Annotated in this window: 12 protein-coding genes; 2 read left to right on the top strand and 10 right to left on the bottom strand. The window is 41.4% G+C overall.

Annotation, left to right across the window (positions count from 1 at the left end; translation table 11 throughout):
• The 9 genes from F1E73_RS12430 to F1E73_RS12470 all read right to left on the bottom strand — a co-directional run bounded on the left by F1E73_RS12430 (window position 1) and on the right by F1E73_RS12470 (window position 8,949).
• A complete protein-coding gene (locus tag F1E73_RS12430; RefSeq protein ID WP_086477999.1) occupies window positions 1-2,169 on the bottom strand; it encodes a tetratricopeptide repeat-containing hybrid sensor histidine kinase/response regulator in 2,169 nt (722 codons plus the stop codon).
• A gap of 56 nt (window positions 2,170-2,225) precedes the next feature.
• Entirely contained in the window at window positions 2,226-3,236 is a 1,011-nt protein-coding gene (gene gap / locus F1E73_RS12435; protein WP_150452076.1) for a type I glyceraldehyde-3-phosphate dehydrogenase, read from the bottom strand.
• A 71-nt stretch (window positions 3,237-3,307) separates the two neighbouring features.
• The gene (lipA, locus tag F1E73_RS12440) at window positions 3,308-4,183 is read right to left on the bottom strand and encodes a lipoyl synthase (protein ID WP_086477997.1); all 876 of its coding nucleotides are present in this window, start codon (window positions 4,181-4,183) and stop codon (window positions 3,308-3,310) included.
• A gap of 79 nt (window positions 4,184-4,262) precedes the next feature.
• On the bottom strand, window positions 4,263-4,769 hold the full coding sequence (locus tag F1E73_RS12445) for an RNA polymerase sigma factor (RefSeq protein WP_150452079.1): 507 nt from the start codon (window positions 4,767-4,769) through the stop codon (window positions 4,263-4,265).
• A gap of 96 nt (window positions 4,770-4,865) precedes the next feature.
• Window positions 4,866-5,069: a membrane or secreted protein gene (locus F1E73_RS12450; protein ID WP_086477996.1), complete on the bottom strand. Its 204-nt coding sequence runs from the start codon at window positions 5,067-5,069 to the stop codon at window positions 4,866-4,868.
• Between the two features lie 81 nt (window positions 5,070-5,150).
• Complete coding sequence (locus F1E73_RS12455; RefSeq protein ID WP_086477995.1) at window positions 5,151-5,909, bottom strand: anti-sigma factor; 759 nt, start codon at window positions 5,907-5,909, stop codon at window positions 5,151-5,153.
• A 71-nt stretch (window positions 5,910-5,980) separates the two neighbouring features.
• On the bottom strand, window positions 5,981-6,544 hold the full coding sequence (locus tag F1E73_RS12460; protein ID WP_086477994.1) for an RNA polymerase sigma factor: 564 nt from the start codon (window positions 6,542-6,544) through the stop codon (window positions 5,981-5,983).
• A 198-nt stretch (window positions 6,545-6,742) separates the two neighbouring features.
• Window positions 6,743-7,759 carry a UDP-N-acetylmuramate dehydrogenase gene (gene murB / locus F1E73_RS12465; protein ID WP_086477993.1) on the bottom strand — a complete coding sequence of 339 codons (1,017 nt, stop codon included), beginning with the start codon at window positions 7,757-7,759 and terminating at the stop codon, window positions 6,743-6,745.
• Window positions 7,759-8,949: a pyridoxal phosphate-dependent aminotransferase gene (locus F1E73_RS12470; protein ID WP_150452077.1), complete on the bottom strand. Its 1,191-nt coding sequence runs from the start codon at window positions 8,947-8,949 to the stop codon at window positions 7,759-7,761. Before F1E73_RS12470 ends, murB begins: the two co-directional genes overlap by 1 nt.
• A 337-nt stretch (window positions 8,950-9,286) precedes the next feature.
• On the opposite strand from F1E73_RS12470, the gene F1E73_RS12475 reads away from it, so the two are divergent.
• Window positions 9,287-10,621, top strand: a complete 1,335-nt coding sequence (locus F1E73_RS12475; protein WP_086477991.1) for an aspartyl protease family protein — start codon at window positions 9,287-9,289, stop codon at window positions 10,619-10,621.
• 66 nt (window positions 10,622-10,687) lie between these two features.
• Here F1E73_RS12475 and F1E73_RS12480 read toward each other — a convergent pair whose 3' ends face one another.
• Window positions 10,688-11,077 (bottom strand): DUF1573 domain-containing protein, encoded by a 390-nt coding sequence (locus F1E73_RS12480; protein WP_394334942.1) that lies wholly within the window; start codon window positions 11,075-11,077, stop codon window positions 10,688-10,690.
• 197 nt (window positions 11,078-11,274) lie between these two features.
• On the opposite strand from F1E73_RS12480, the gene F1E73_RS12485 reads away from it, so the two are divergent.
• The gene (locus F1E73_RS12485; RefSeq protein ID WP_150452078.1) at window positions 11,275-13,905 is read left to right on the top strand and encodes a valine--tRNA ligase; all 2,631 of its coding nucleotides are present in this window, start codon (window positions 11,275-11,277) and stop codon (window positions 13,903-13,905) included.
• The last annotated feature ends 142 nt before the right edge of the window (window positions 13,906-14,047 follow it).

Here is a 14,047-nt window from a genome sequence, read left to right on the forward strand (position 1 = left end):
CTAAACCTCTGTTTTAGACTTCTTTGCCTCAAAGATGTGTTTCCCTATTTTCTGGTAAAACATTTCGGGCTTAAATGGTTTGGTTACTACTCCGTTAATTCCAGCAGCGAAAAAACTTTCCAAACTATCGTCCAAGGAAATAGCGGTAAGGGCTATAATGGGTATTGTACTGTTAAACTTTCTAATTGCAATGGTGGCTTCTTCCCCGCTAATCCCGGGCATGTGGATGTCCATTAGGATTGCATCGTAAGGAGTTTCTCTTGCCATTGCAACAGCTTCGAGACCATTATTGGCGATGTCACAGGTCATATCCTTTTTGAGTAACATCTTCTTGGTAATCACCTGGTTAATTTTGTTATCCTCAACTATCAATAGGTGAAGTCCGCTAAAGTCATATTCTTCGGTAGTTTGTTCGGGTGTGTATTCTTCCGTAAGCTGATCCGTGCTTTTAAATTCTAGATCGAAGAAGAAGGAGCTACCCTTGCCTAACTCACTTTTTAACTGAATATCCGAACCTAAAAGGCCTAAAAGACTTTTAACAATGGCCAGTCCCAATCCGGTGCCGCCATACTCTCTGTTGATTTGGATGGAACCCTGTTCAAAACTATCAAAGATGTGCTGTTGCTGCTCTGGGGCAATACCAATACCGGTATCTTTAACCTCAAAATAAAGATGTACCGTTTCATTCTCCCTTTTAGTCATCGCAACAATCACGGTTACTTCTCCGTTTTTGGTGAATTTAATACCATTACCAATAAGATTGATAAAAATCTGAGATAGCTTTAAGGGGTCTCCCAATAACATGGGGGGAATGGAATCGTCATAATTCAGGGTGATTTTCGTTTTATTGGCCTTGGCACTTTGTTGCAGGGAGTTAATCACCTCCGACAGAATTTTTTTGAGGTTGAAATTAATTTGTAATGCCTCCATCTTTTCTGCATCAATTTTATTGATCTGGAGAATGTCATTGATAAAGTTTAACAGGTAGTCGCCAGAAAACTTTAGAGAGGTTAAATGCTCCTTTTGCTCGTCGCTGGGGTTTTCATCTAGTAATAAGTGGGTTAGTCCTGTTACAGCGTAGAGGGGTGTTCTTAGCTCGTGGCTAACCGTGGAGAGAAAGTTGGTCTTAGCCTCCATTGCCAATACCGCGGCATCCCGGGCTGCTTTTAGTTCTTCGTTCTTGGCCTGTAGTAGGTCGTTGGTACGAAGCTTAATCTGATTGTTCCTGTAAAGGGAAATTGCTAAGATGGATATTACGGTCAGAAAGGCGGAAGTTAAAATAGCGGTAATCTCAGACCTGTTTTTAGACTGGCTTAAGGCAGTTATCTTACTTTCTTGTCTGGTAATCTCATCCTTCATGAAATCGGTCTGGATCTTATCGGCCGTTTTTGTTTCAATTAGGACCTTGTCTACCTTAAATATAGAATCTTTAATCCTAAGTATCTGTTGGTTATAGGCCAAGGCGTCTTCGTAGCGCCCAAGGGCGGCGCTAGCTTGGGTTAATATCTCGTTAGCTCTTAATTCCTTGGTGAAAAACCCGTTGGCTTCTGCTAGTTTTAGGGCGGCATCAGCATCTGCAATAGCACCCTCCATATCCGAGGTCGATAAATGTAGTTCCGCTAATTTTAGGTGAGCATTGGTTGCCAGATAGGCTTGTTCGTAGATGTCCGTGTTAACCAAGAGCGAATTGAAATTCTTTTCAGCACTGGCCAATTTATCCAGCTTTAAAAAGATAGTGCCCTCTATAAATAATATGTTGTTTAGTAAATTACGGTCGTTGTTTATTTGCTTAGCCTCGCTTAACATGGAAATGGCTAAGAAATTTTTTCCCTCATGAAAGGCGAGAATGGCTTCTATATATTTTTGTACGGCATTACCATAGGGGTATGCGGTATTCTTTAAAAGGGATTCGGCCCTATTCCAGTAGAACTCCGCCGTATCGTCCCTTTCCATTTTTAGATAAATAATGGCAAACTGGTGATAGCAATCTATAAGAGTCCTATGGTCTTTTTGCTTGGCTGCAATATCCATGGCAGCATTGAGGTATTCCAAGGCAATATCTATCTTATTTTGATTCCGAAAAGTCCTGGAATTTTCAAAAAGCACTTCAACATCCGTGGCGGGGGCCGATTTTTCTTGAGAGTATAAAGAACTCCATAGCAGTAGCATTGCTAAGACGCAATATAGGGGGAGTTTCAATATTTTTTTATGTGATAAAAAGACTCTCAAATGTATTTCTTATCTTTTAGATAATTAATTAAATCCACTATTCTAGCACTGTAACCGGTCTCATTATCATACCATCCAATAATCTTGACCATTCTTCCAATAACGGAAGTCATCAAAGAATCAAACGTACAAGAGTAAGAACTATTGTTTATATCAATAGAAACTATAGGATCTTCGGTATAATATAAGATATTTTTAAATGACTTTTGCGAAATATTCAAAAAGGCATCATTAATTTCCTGAATACTAGTCTCTCTTTTAACATTAAAAGTGATATCGGTCAAGGATCCGTTGGGAACGGGGACCCTAATTCCACAGCCGCCTATCACCTCGGAAAGTTCGGGAAATATTTTGGTAAGGGCCTTTGCTGCTCCCGTAGTAGTAGGTACAATGCTCTGGGAAGCTGCTCTTGCCCTTCGTAGGTCTTTATGGGGTTGGTCGTGCAAACTCTGGTCCGAGGTATACGAATGAACGGTTGTGATATAAGCTTGTTCTATCCCACAGAGGTCCTGAATTACCTTTATCATCGGAGCCGCGTTATTGGTAGTACAGGAGGCATTGGAAATAATATGGTCTTCTGGGGTTAAGGTTTCGTGATTGATACCGAAAACGATCATTTTTATTTCTTCGTCCGATGGGGGTACGGCCAAAACAACCTTTTTGGCACCGTTATTTAAATGGTGCTGTAGGCTAAGCGTGTCCTTAAACTTGCCTGTTGATTCCACCACCAAGTCTACCCCATGGTTAGACCAGGGGATTCCTTCTGGTGAACTGTGGTTTAACAGAGCTATTTTTTCCCCCTCTACTATGATACAGTTCTCCCCGTGTGAAATTCCCAAAGGGGATACTCCGTGAATACTGTCGTATTTTAATAAATGGGCCAAGGTGGCTGCATCGGCCAAATCGTTAATTGCAACCACTTTTAGGTGGGGCTGCTGGGCAAGAAGCCTAAAAAGTGTCCGACCAATTCTGCCGAAACCGTTTATGCCTATAGTTATCTGTTTCATATAAATTGGTAGCCATTTTATCCGCTGAAGGCTGGGGTTGCATCCATTAAAATGTGTAGTGCTCTATCTGCCTACAGAATATGTTTGTGTGCCTTATAGGAAGATCGGACCAGAGCGCCACTTTCTACGTGTCTAAACCCTAACTCCAGACCTATTTCTTCATATTTCTTAAATTGCTCTGGCAGAATATATTCCTTAACCGGTAAATGCCTTTTGGAAGGCTGTAAATACTGTCCAATGGTAACCACATCTACCTCTGCTGCCCTGAGGTCTTTCAAAGTGGTGATCACTTCATCCTCCATTTCACCCAGTCCCAACATGATGCCCGATTTGGTTCGGTGGGCGCCATTTTTCTTAAGATAGGAAAGTACTCCTAAACTGCGTTCGTATTTTGCCTGGATACGAACCTCCCGAGTCAACCTTTTTACGGTTTCCATATTATGGGAGATTACTTCCGGGGCAACGGCTAGTATACGGTCCATATGGGTTTCTATACCCTGGAAATCCGGAATTAGAGTTTCTAGGGTAGTAGAAGGGTTCATTCTTCTAATGGCCTTTACCGTTTCTGCCCAGATGATGGAGCCCATATCCTTTATATCGTCCCGATCTACGGAAGTGATTACGGCGTGTTTAATGCCCATGATTTTTATGGATCTGGCTACTTTTTCTGGTTCTTCCCAATCAACATCCTCTGGCCTCCCGGTTTTAACACCGCAAAATCCACAGGATCGGGTGCATATATTCCCCAATATCATAAAAGTGGCCGTACCCTCTCCCCAGCATTCTCCCATATTGGGGCAGCTACCAGAGGTGCAAATAGTATTCAAGTTATATTTGTCTACCAATCCCCTTAACTGGGTGTATTTTTTTCCTGTGGGTAGCTTTACTCGTAGCCATTTCGGTTTGCCCTTTGGAGGGATTACGCTATCTAAAGTTTCTGTGCTCATTATATCCTAAAATGCTTTGTTGCAAATATACGAAATGAAGGAGGTATAAAAGACTGTTTGTAGGTAAAGTAGCCGCTCCTTATTTCTGGTTTTTTATGATTTCTGCCAAAAGCTTTTTTGCTCTTAAAAGCTTTACTTTAACATTGTTGATGGGCTCTCCCAATCTTTCGGCTATTTCAGCATAGGCAAGTTCCTGAAAATACCTTAGGTTAATAACTTCTTGGTAGTGGGGTTTTAGCATTTTTATGTAGCCCAGTAGGGCAGCTAAATTTTGTTCGGTGATTAGGCTGTCTTCAATGGAAGGGGTGTCGTCCAATACTTTCTTTACCGCTTCATTGTTTCCGTTATCACTCGCTTGCAACACACTTCTTTTCCTGTTTCGGATAAGGTCTACGTGTAAATTTTTGGAAATGGTAATCAGCCAAGTCTTAAACTTATAAGCGCTGTCATAGGTATGTATCTTGTCAAAAGCCTTGGAAAAGGTCTGAATGGTGATATCCTCGGCATCATTTTCGTTTTTGGTGCGTATCAGTTGAAAACCATATACGTCGTTCCAAAAGTGATTTAGCAATGCGCTAAACGCCATCTGGTTGCCTAGCTTCGCTTTGTCAATAAGAGAATTGAGAGATTCGTCTTTATTTTTATCCAAAATATGGGGTAAATGGGTGTTGGGAAAAAGTTGCTATGCAGCATTGCTGTCTTTCTGGCACTCTTGTTCCGTGGGTAGTTTTCCACAAAAACCACAAGCCTCCCCTTCTTTATTTAAAAATGGGCTTTGACTCGCACATGTTCCTGCGAATTTGCCATCTTTTTTAGACCATATTTTTAATGCGATACCGGCAAAGGCTAGTGCCAACAAGCCTATGGTTAAAAGTAATAATTTCATATCCTTGCGTTATGTTTATGCAAAGATATGAAATTATTGAGCTTCCCAATCAAGGTTTAAGATTAGTTTTGGGTATTGAATTTAGTAGCGGATATTGGCTACAATGTTTTCTACGGTAGGGGAGGTGGTACCGCCCTCAGCTTCTATGGTGATATATCCCACGGCATCTTCTCCATAGGGGAGGGCCATTAATTTTTCACTATCCGTCGCTTCCTTAATAATACCTAGGTTTATCATTTCTCCGTTAACCTCTGCCCACATTTGGTAACATTGGTTTTCTGGTAAGTTAGGTAGCTTGCTCACGTTGATATAAGATAACTTTTTTACCGGATTAATATAGGCAACGGCTTTTAATTCCTTGGCTTTACTATTGCCTTTAACGGTAAGCTTTTTGGTCTTTGGATTGTGAAGCACAATGAACTGATTGCGCACATCCTCTAGTTGCATGCGCATATTCTCTTCCAGAGATTCAATTTTGTTGTTCACAATAATGTTCTCTGCCTGTAAATTCTGATTCTGATTCCAGAAGATATAGGAGGCGCCAGCGAAGATTAAAGCGGCAAAACTGGCTGCAATGGCATACCTAAAGAACTTTTTACGCCCCGTCTTCTCAGATTTGATCTGGTTTAGAATTTTATCCTTTAGACCATCGGGAGTTTTAATAGCGTGTAGTTTGGCGTAAACTTCCAAATTCTCCTGAAGTTCTATATACGTTTCTCTCACCTCAGGATACATGGCTATATAGCGTTCTACCTGTAGTGTTTCCTCATTGGAGGTGGTACCCAGTAGGTATTGCTCCAAAAGGTCCGAGTTTAAAAAGTTTTTTATCTTCTCATTCATTGCTTTGTATTTTACAGTGTTTCCCGCTTGGTAGCCGCAATTATAGCAGCGCTACCTCTGGTTTATCTGATTTACCAAAAATTTAATAGGCTAGCAAATAAAAGAACAGATCCATAGATTTTCTTCAACTCCCGTAATCCAATTTTTAATCTGGATTTAATAGTGCCAAGAGGTATGTTCAATTCATCACTTGCTTCCTGTTGGGTCATTCCTTGGAAAAATAGGGCATCCAATACAATTTGATACTTCTCCTCTATCTTCTCCAAATTGTCCTGAATATCCATTAATTCCGGGTTAATTCCCTCAGTTCCTAATCTATATACGTCCGAAACGTCTATTTGGATTTCCTTGTCGGATTTGGTATTTACACTTCTTAATTTATCAATGGCCGTATTACGGGTAATTCTAAATAGCCAAGTAAATAATTTGGCCTTACTGGGATCATAGGAATCAGAATTCCTCCATATTTTCAAAAAACTTTCCTGTAAAACGTCCTCTGCCAGTGCTTCATTCCTAACCACCTTGAAGGCCACACCAAGCAAAGTGTCCCCATAGTGTTCGTACAGCAAAGACATGGCTTTGTCATCCCTTTCCAAAAGAAGCTCTACAATATGTTTTTCCAGTAAGACGCTCATAGGTAGGGTGGGTTTAATAAAAGGATGTGCAAAACATCCAAGTCAACGTTTTTCCCGTATATAGGGTAACGCTAAATTATAAAATTGATTGTTATGGTTAGCGTTTATAAAATATTAATTGACAAATGTACAGCTGGTAACTGTGCATTTAATTTGGTTAGTTTGGTTTGGTGTAACCCCTGTTTGTAAAAGCAGGGGTTATTTTATGATGTTCACCTCAGGGGTGATAATGATCTTAAAGTTGTTGTAGACGGTATCCATTATATGCTCTGCCATGGCAATAATTTCTTGGCCCGTGGCCTTTCCATGGTTTACTAATACCAAGGCCTGATGCTTGTGGATTCCGGCATCCCCGTACCTTTTTCCCTTGAACCCACTTTGTTCTATTAACCAGCCAGCCGGAATCTTGAATTCGGTGTCGGATACTTTGTAAAAGGGGGCTTCTGGATGGTTGCTTATAAAGGCTTGGAAGTCTTTTTTGCTGACGATCGGATTCTTAAAGAAACTCCCGCTGTTAGGCAGTGTTGCAGGATCTGGAAGTTTGCTCTGCCTGATGGCGATTACGGTCTTGGAGATATCCTGTATGCTAGGCGCGGTGATGCCTTGCTTTTTTAATTCCGATGCAATAGCTCCGTAATCCGTTTGCTTGCGGTGGTTTTTCTTGGTGAGTTTAAGTTGTATGGAGGTGATGATATACTTACCCTTGCCTTCATTTTTAAAATAGGATTCCCTATACCCAAACTTACAGTCGTCCTTGTTAAATTGATGTATTTCTTGGGTGGCAATTTCCATAGCCTGGCAACTTACAAAGGTGTCCTTAAGCTCCACACCATAGGCCCCTATATTTTGAATGGGGGCGGTGCCAGAGTTTCCAGGGATCAGGGAGAGATTTTCCAAACCGCCATAATCTCTTTCCAAGGTCCATAATACTAGGTTATGCCAATTTTCCCCAGCGTTTATTTCTAGGCAAATATGATCTTCATTTTCCCAGACCGTTTCTATGCCTTTTATGTTGATGTGGAGCACCAAATGGTCCAGGTCTTTTGTAATCAGGATATTGCTGCCTCCGCCCAATATAAATATACTGGGATAGCCTTTTAATGATAATGCCTCTTTTAGGTCTGCGACCGACTTTATCTCGCAAAAATATTTTGCTTTCGCGTCTATCCCGAAAGTGTTGTGTTTTTTTAAGGAAACGTTTTCTTGAATGATCATTAGTCTTTATACACTTTTAAAGCCTTGTCCAAAATGTGAACGGCCCTTCTCAACTCTTCCTTTTCTAGGACATAGGCAATCCTTACTTGGTTAAGACCTAAACCTTCAGTGGCATAAAACCCTGCCGCTGGGGCAATCATTACTGTTTCTCCATCAATTGAAAAACTTTCTAAAAGCCACTGAGCAAAATTGTCTGCATTTGCAATGGGCAATTCCGCAATACAATAAAAGGCACCGTGGGGCTCCCCTACTTTTATTCCTTCAATCTTTTTTAATTCGGAGATCAATAGGTCGCGTCTAGAAACGTACTCTTTCTTTACCTCCTCAAAATAACTCTTCGGAGTTTCCAAGGCGGCCTCGCTGGCTATCTGAGCAAAAGTAGGAGGGGATAATCGCGCTTGCGCAAATTTTAAAGCGGTTTGAATCACTTCCTTGTTTCTAGAGACTAGACTACCTATCCTAGCTCCACACATGCTGTATCGTTTAGAAACCGAATCTACCAAGATGGCATGTTCGTCCAAGCCTTCTTCCTGTAGAATGGAATAATGCTCCCGTCCATCATAGGTGAATTCTCGGTAAACTTCATCTGCCACCAAAAAAAGACCGTGTTTCTTTACAATTGTTGCCAATTTTTTTATCTCTTCCCTAGTGTATAGGTAACCGGTAGGATTCCCTGGATTGCATATGAGGATGGCGCGGGTACGCGGTCCTATCAATTTCTCAAATTCCTCAATGGGAGGGAGGGCAAAATTGTCCTCTATATGGGAAGCCACTGGTACTACCTTAATACCAGAAATAGTTGCGAAGCCATTGTAGTTGGCATAAAAAGGCTCAGGGATTATAATCTCGTCACCTGTATCCGCAATGGTATTCATTGCAAAGGATAAGGCTTCAGATCCTCCAGTGGTCACTATAATCTGTGATGAGGTAACTTCAATTTCGTTTTTTGCATAATAGGCAGCTATTTTTTGTCGGTACTCCTCCGATCCTTCCGTGCGGCTATAGGCCAACACATCCAAATTGTGGTTTCTTACCGCGTCTAAAGCTACTTGGGGCGTTTTTATGTCTGGTTGTCCAATGTTGAGGTGAATTACTTCCACTCCCCTTTCCTTTGCTGCTTCGGCATAGGGCACCAATTTTCTGATGGGGGATTCTGGCATCAACTGACCTTTCTTCGAAATTGAGGGCATAGATATTATTGTTTAGCACAAAAATGAGAAATAGGGTCGGAGAAAACAACAGAATTATTAAATTTTAATTGGGTGACCGCTTCTTGGATCTACCCTTTAATCTGCCCTGTGCTAAGAGGTTATGTTTGCTAGGGCTCTACTGTTTTTAATCGTGCTACTACATTAGGAAGAAAATGTGAATGGTATATGCCTCTTTGCTCAACCATAAAAATAGGGCCGCGTATTAGGTTTCAAATGGTATTTGTTAGGCAGAATAGCACCTATAAAACTGTTAAATATCGCGGAAAACTACTGATAAGTTCGTAAATTTAAGAAGATGGCTAAATAATATAAAGGCATGATAGCATTTTTTAAACATACCTGTTTACTGCTCTTTTGTTTGCCTGTTTTGATAAATGCCCAACAATATATCTTGCCCCATGGCAAAAAATATGAAAAGGTTCAATTTAAACTGGTGAACAACCTAATTCTCATCCCGGTGGATGTCAATGGGGCCAAGTTGTCCTTTATTTTGGATTCGGGGGTAAACACGCCTATACTTTTCAACATCTCAGATCAAGATTCTATTCAAATAAACGACGTTACCGAGGTTAGTATAAGGGGACTTGGGGATGGAGAACCTATTAAAGCCTTGCGCTCCTCCAACAACACCTTTAAAATAGGCAATGCCAGAAACCATCAGCAAATGTTGTATGTGGTAATGGATAGGGAGCTTAATTTCTCCCCAAGGTTAGGGGTGGTGGTACATGGTATTATAGGGTATGATTTATTTCGGGATTTTGTAGTGTCTATAAACTATGTATCCCAGGTGATTAAGCTCCATAACCCCAAACATTACAAGCAAAAGAAAAATGCCAAAACACAGACCTTGCCTATACATATCGTGAAAAACAAAGCGTATGTGGAAGGCACGGTCGCTATGGGTGATCAACAAAATATCCCTGTAAAACTATTAATAGATTCTGGAAGTTCGGATGCGCTTTGGTTGTTTCAAAATGAGCAAAGAGGTTTGCATGTGCCCCCCAATCATTATGAAGATTTCTTAGGTCAGGGCCTAAGCGGGAGTGTGTACGGGAAGCGAACAAAAATAGAAGGGTTGTCCTTGGGTGATTTCCATCTCAAGGGAGCTAAGACTGCCTTTCCCGATATGGAATATTTTAGTTCTATTACCAGTTTTGGAGGGCGTAATGGAAGCCTAGGCGGTGAAATCTTAAAACGATTTACTGCGGTCTACAATTATGGCGCGGGTACCATAAGCCTGCGAAAAAATGCTATGTTTAACGATCCTTTTAATTTTAACCTGAGCGGTATAGACCTACAGCATAATGGGGTGCGCTACATTTCCGAGCGTATAACCAATGCTAAAGGGGTGGTAGAGGAGAAGGGCGATTCCTTTGGAACCGTTCAGATATTATTTGAAGATAGATCACGGATAAGCATCGTGCCAGAGATTATTGTGTCTGGGATTCGGGCTGGGAGCCCAGGGCAAGAAGCCGGATTGCGAAAAGGGGATGTTATTTTAGCCGTCAATGGAAAGAAAGTCCATGATTATGAATTACAGGAAATCCTGAGCATGCTCAATGCGAAAGAGGGTAAAAAGATAAAAGTACAGGTAGATCGTTTGGGGAGCGATGTAATAGTCTCCTATGTGCTTAAAAAGATGTTTAAATAAAAAAACTTGTTCCAGGGGCAAAAAGTATCCGCGGAACAAGTTTTACTTTAAAGAAGAGCGTTGTGTTTATTTGCCTTGTTCGGCAAGCACGTTCCCTTTTAATTTTAAGACTACCGTTGGGGTAGAAGCATTAGAGATAACCGTAATGGCCTTTCTAATAGGGCCTACTCTGTTGGTGTCGTATTTTACCTGTATCTCACCGGTTTTTCCGGGTAAGATTGGAGCTTCTGGTTTTTTAGGGATGGTACATCCGCAGGTAGAACTTACCTTGCTGATAATCAAGGGGGCGTTCCCGGTATTGGTAAACTCAAATACTCTTAGGCCATCACTACCCTTGGAAATTTCTCCGTAGTCCACGATGTCCGTTTTAAATTTAATTTTAGCTCCGTTCTCTTGAGCGGTTAGGCCAAATCCTAATAGACCAATAAATAAAACTAGTACTATTTTTTTCATCATTTCAAGTTTTGGGTGAATTTCAAAAATAAATGTTTTTAATGAACCTTCCGAAATTCTTTTGTTATGTAATAACGTTACTTATTTTTGTTTCGTATTTCTAACACGGCAAAAAAAACCGTAGGACTACCTCAAGTAACTTTGTAAAAGTAATCATTTTAGTAATCGCCCTGTAAGGGCTGCAAAAACTGTTCCAAAAAATGGAAATTCCTTCAAAATACGAGCCGCAGACCGTAGAGAGTCAGTGGTATGACTATTGGATCAAGCATAATTATTTCCAGTCTAAGCCAGATGATAGAGAGCCTTATACCATAGTTATTCCGCCTCCAAATGTTACCGGAGTCCTTCATATGGGCCATATGCTTAACAATACCATACAGGATGTTTTAATCCGTAGGGCCCGTTTAATGGGAAAGAACGCCTGTTGGGTGCCTGGAACGGATCACGCCTCTATTGCAACCGAGGCCAAGGTAGTGGCCAAACTGAAGGAGCAGGGCATTGAGAAGAAAGACCTTAGTAGGGAGGAGTTTTTAAAGCACGCATGGGATTGGACACATGAATACGGAGGAGTAATCCTAGAGCAATTGAAGAAGCTGGGTTGTTCCTGTGATTGGGACCGAACCGCATTCACCATGGATGACAATATGTCTGCTTCCGTGATCAAGGTTTTTGTGGATTTATATAACAAAGGCTTAATCTATAGGGGATACCGAATGGTAAATTGGGATCCTGAAGCTAAAACTACTTTGTCCGATGAAGAGGTGATTTATGAGGAAAGACAGGGGTTGTTGTACTACCTATCATATAAGATAGCCGATTCGGACGAAACTTTGACTATTGCCACCACTAGGCCAGAAACCATTCTTGGGGATACTGCTATTTGTATTAATCCCAATGACGAACGCTATTCGCACTTAAAGGGGAAAAAGGCTATAGTGCCTATCTGCAATAGGGTAATCCCAATAATTGAGGACGAATACGTGGATGTTGAGTTTGGAACTGGTTGTCTAAAAGTAACCCCAGCACATGATGTTAATGATAAAGATCTTGGGGATAGGCATGGGCTAGAAACCATAGATATCTTTAATGAAGATGCTACCTTAAATAGTTATGGACTGCACTATGAAGGGCAGGACCGTTTTGTGGTACGCAAGGCCATCACCAAAGAATTGGAGGAGAAGGGTTTTTTGGTAAAAACAGAAAACCACTTAAATAAGGTAGGAACCTCGGAAAGGACTAAAGCGGTGATAGAGCCCAGATTGTCCGATCAGTGGTTCTTGCGTATGGAAGATCTTGCCAAGCCCGCCATTAAAGCGGTATTGGAAGATGAGGAAGTGAAACTATTCCCCAAAAAATTTGAAAACACCTACCGCCATTGGATGGAGAACATCCGAGATTGGAATATCTCGAGGCAGTTGTGGTGGGGACAGCAGATTCCGGCCTACTATTTTGGGGATGGACAGGAAGATTTTGTGGTAGCAGAAAGTAAGGAACAGGCCTTGGAACTAGCAAGGGAGAAATCCGGAAATTCCAATTTAACCTTAGAAAGCCTAAGGCAAGATCAGGATGCTTTGGATACCTGGTTCTCCTCATGGATATGGCCCATAAGTGTGTTTAATGGTATTTTGGAACCCGATAATGAGGAGGTAAACTATTATTATCCTACCAATGACCTGGTAACCGGACCCGATATTTTATTCTTTTGGGTAGCTAGGATGATTATTTCTGGTTATGAATACCGCGATGAAAAGCCGTTCCAAAACGTATATCTTACCGGTTTGGTGCGTGATAAGCAGCGACGAAAAATGTCTAAATCCTTGGGGAATTCCCCAGATGCCCTGCAGTTAATTGAAAATTATGGGGCCGATGGTGTTCGGGTGGGACTTCTACTGAGCTCCGCAGCGGGGAACGACCTAATGTTCGATGAGGCTCTTTGTCAGCAAGGAAAAAACTTTGCCAATAAAATATGGAATGGCTTCCGATTGTTAAAGGGGTGGGAAGTGGCCGATTTACCACAGCCGGAAGCTTCTAAATTAGGAATTGCCTGGTATACCGCCAAGTTTAATAAGGCATTGGAAGAGATTGAAGATCACTTTAGTAAATACCGAATCTCGGATGCCCTTATGGCTACCTATAAATTAATTTGGGACGATTATAGTTCTTGGTTATTGGAGATTATTAAACCTGCCTACCAGCAACCGATAGACCGAACCACCTACGATCAGGTGATTCAGATATTTGAAGGGAACCTTAAATTGTTGCACCCATTTATGCCTTTCCTCACGGAAGAGGTTTGGCAGCATATCACCAAGCGTAGCCCGGAAGAAGCCCTTGTAGTAGCACAGTGGCCAAAAGTTAAGCCTGTAGATGAAGCCTTGGTTTCCGGGTTTAATTTTGCCTCCGAAGTGGTGTCTGGAATTAGGACCATTAGGAAGGAGAAAAACATTCCGATGAAGGAAACATTGGAGCTTTCCGTGTTAAACGAAGGAAATATATCCAAGGATTGGGATGTGGTCATTGGGAAGCTTACCAACCTATCCCAGATCTCCTATGTAGAAGCGCCTATAGATGGGGCACTTTCCTTTAGGGTAAAGTCTAACGAGTACTTTATTCCCATTGCTGGTGCCATAGATGTAGAGGCAGAAATTGTTAAGCTTCAGGATGAGCTAAAATATACCGAAGGATTTTTAGTTTCCGTGCAAAAGAAACTTTCCAATGAAAGGTTTGTAAATAATGCACCGGAAAAGGTTATTTCCATTGAACGCAAAAAGGAGGCCGATGCCATCGCTAAAATAGAAACCTTGAAAAAGAGTTTGGAGAATTTGCAGTAGTACTAGCTATCCGTAAAGTCAGAAAACCTAGCGCCTTAAAGTAACTTCTTTAAGGCGCTAGTTGTTGTGTGCCGTGCATGGTAATTCGCTAGGTGGTGAAAGTCCACTATGGGGGTTTGTAATCGCCAACCATTAGCTAATG

Origin of the sequence: Arenibacter lacus (assembly GCF_008711145.1) — a bacterium.
In the GTDB taxonomy this organism is placed as follows: domain Bacteria; phylum Bacteroidota; class Bacteroidia; order Flavobacteriales; family Flavobacteriaceae; genus Arenibacter; species Arenibacter amylolyticus.

What these genes read in the sequence shown, in the direction of transcription:
- F1E73_RS12430 (WP_086477999.1), bottom strand. Translation starts at nt 2,169, where the DNA reads ATGCTACTGCTATGGAGTTCTTTATACTCTCAAGAAAAATCGGCCCCC.
- gap (WP_150452076.1), bottom strand. Translation starts at nt 3,236, where the DNA reads ATGAAACAGATAACTATAGGCATAAACGGTTTCGGCAGAATTGGTCGG.
- lipA (WP_086477997.1), bottom strand. Translation starts at nt 4,183, where the DNA reads ATGAGCACAGAAACTTTAGATAGCGTAATCCCTCCAAAGGGCAAACCG.
- F1E73_RS12445 (WP_150452079.1), bottom strand. Translation starts at nt 4,769, where the DNA reads ATGGCGTTTAGCGCATTGCTAAATCACTTTTGGAACGACGTATATGGT.
- F1E73_RS12450 (WP_086477996.1), bottom strand. Translation starts at nt 5,069, where the DNA reads ATGAAATTATTACTTTTAACCATAGGCTTGTTGGCACTAGCCTTTGCC.
- F1E73_RS12455 (WP_086477995.1), bottom strand. Translation starts at nt 5,909, where the DNA reads ATGAATGAGAAGATAAAAAACTTTTTAAACTCGGACCTTTTGGAGCAA.
- F1E73_RS12460 (WP_086477994.1), bottom strand. Translation starts at nt 6,544, where the DNA reads ATGAGCGTCTTACTGGAAAAACATATTGTAGAGCTTCTTTTGGAAAGG.
- murB (WP_086477993.1), bottom strand. Translation starts at nt 7,759, where the DNA reads ATGATCATTCAAGAAAACGTTTCCTTAAAAAAACACAACACTTTCGGG.
- F1E73_RS12470 (WP_150452077.1), bottom strand. Translation starts at nt 8,949, where the DNA reads ATGCCCTCAATTTCGAAGAAAGGTCAGTTGATGCCAGAATCCCCCATC.
- F1E73_RS12475 (WP_086477991.1), top strand. Translation starts at nt 9,287, where the DNA reads ATGATAGCATTTTTTAAACATACCTGTTTACTGCTCTTTTGTTTGCCT.
- F1E73_RS12480 (WP_394334942.1), bottom strand. Translation starts at nt 11,077, where the DNA reads ATGATGAAAAAAATAGTACTAGTTTTATTTATTGGTCTATTAGGATTT.
- F1E73_RS12485 (WP_150452078.1), top strand. Translation starts at nt 11,275, where the DNA reads ATGGAAATTCCTTCAAAATACGAGCCGCAGACCGTAGAGAGTCAGTGG.